Source organism: Arthrobacter sp. efr-133-R2A-120, from assembly GCF_030209835.1.
Lineage (GTDB): Bacteria > Actinomycetota > Actinomycetes > Actinomycetales > Micrococcaceae > Arthrobacter.
On record NZ_JARVRF010000031.1, the window covers coordinates 1 to 1,732 of the forward strand.

Annotated in this window: 2 protein-coding genes; both read left to right on the plus strand. The window is 68.0% G+C overall.

Features of this window, described 5'->3' with window-relative positions; translation table 11 throughout:
• The first annotated feature begins 2 nt into the window (after positions 1–2).
• Entirely contained in the window at positions 3–1,160 is a 1,158-nt protein-coding gene (locus tag QRN52_RS15320; RefSeq protein WP_284753766.1) for a Gfo/Idh/MocA family protein, read from the plus strand.
• Between the two features lie 97 nt (positions 1,161–1,257).
• On the plus strand, positions 1,258–1,732 hold a 475-nt coding region (locus QRN52_RS15325; RefSeq protein WP_284753767.1), incomplete at its 3' end, for a sugar phosphate isomerase/epimerase family protein.

Sequence of the window (1,732 nt, forward strand, 5' to 3'; positions counted from 1 at the left end):
GGATCAATGCGGCACGCAGTACAGGCAGGACACCCCTGGGTGTTGCCGCGATCGGCTACGCGTTCATGGGCAAGGCCCATTCGAACGCGTGGCGGAACGTGGCGTCCTTCTTCGACGTCCCGGCCTTCGAGCAGAAAGTGCTCGTGGGCCGGGATGCGGAACAGGTCGCCGGGGCCGCGGCCAGGTACGGGTGGGCCGAGTCCGCCACGGACTGGCGTCAGGTCATCGAACGCGATGACATCCACATCGTGGACATCTGCGCCCCGGGCTGGATGCACGCCGAAATCGCCATCGCGGCGCTGGAGGCGGGCAAGCACGTGCTCGTGGAAAAACCCCTCGCGAACACCCTGGCCGAAGCCGAAGCCATGACCGACGCCGCGCGTGCCGCACGGGCCCGCGGCATCCAGTCCATGATCGGCTTCAACTACCGCCGCGTCCCGGCCCTCGCCCTGGCCCGCGAGCTCATCGCGGAAGGCCGGCTGGGCACCGTCCGGCACGTCCGCGCCGCCTACCTCCAGGACTGGCTCGTGGACGCCGGGTCCCCCATGACCTGGCGGCTGAACAAGGAAACCGCCGGGTCCGGGGCGTTGGGTGACATCGCCTCCCACGCGATCGACCAGGTCCTGTACCTGCTCGGGGACACCGTCACCGAGGTCTCCGGCCGGCTGCACACCTTCGTGGACACCCGCCCCGGCGCAGACGGTCCGGAACGAGTCACGGTCGACGACGCCGCCTGGGCCACGCTGACCCTGGCCTCCGGGGCCCTCGCCTCGGTGGAAGTCTCCCGCATGGCCACGGGCAAGAAGAACTCCCTCACGATGGAAATCTACGGCGACAAGGGCTCGCTCCTGTTCGACCTGGAATCCATCAACGAACTGGGTTTCCTGGACGCCACCGCCCCCGTCCGGGAGCAGGGCTTCCGCCGGATCCTGGTCAACGAACCCGAACACCCCTACATGGACGCCTGGTGGCCCCAGGGCCACGTGATCGGCTGGGAGCACACCTTCACCCACCAGATCCGCGACTTCCTGCAGGCCCTCGACGCCGGGACCCCGCCCTCGCCCTCGTTCGAGGACGGACTCGCCGTCCAGCACGTCCTGGCCGCCATCGAGGAATCAGCCGACGCCAAATCCGCCATCATCCAGGTCGCCGGCCACTAAACACCGCCCGCCACCAAACACCGCCCGCTGACAACCGCCCGCTGACAACCGCCGTCCGGCTTCCCCCGGCCCCCGAAACTTTTCCCTAGGAGAACCCATGCCCCGCCCGTACACCCTGTTCACCGGCCAGTGGGCCGACCTGCCCTTCGAGGAAGTCGCGCGCCTCGCCTCTGGCTGGGGCTATGACGGCCTGGAAATCGCCGTGTCCGGGGACCACCTGGACGCCTGGCGCTGGGACGAACCCGGCTACATCGAAAACAAACTCGCCATCCTGGACAAATACAACCTCAAGGTCTGGGCCATCTCCAACCACCTCAAGGGCCAGGCCGTGTGCGATGACCCCATCGACTTCCGCCACCAGGGAATCGTCGGCGCCAAGGTCTGGGGCGACGGGGACCCCGAAGGCGTCCGCCAACGCGCCGCCGAGGAAATGAAACACACCGCCCGCCTCGCCAAAGCCCTCGGCGTGGACACCGTCGTCGGATTCACCGGCTCCTCCATCTGGCAATACGTCGCCATGTTCCCGCCCGTCCCCGAAAAAGTCATCGACGCCGGCTACCAGGACTTCGCCG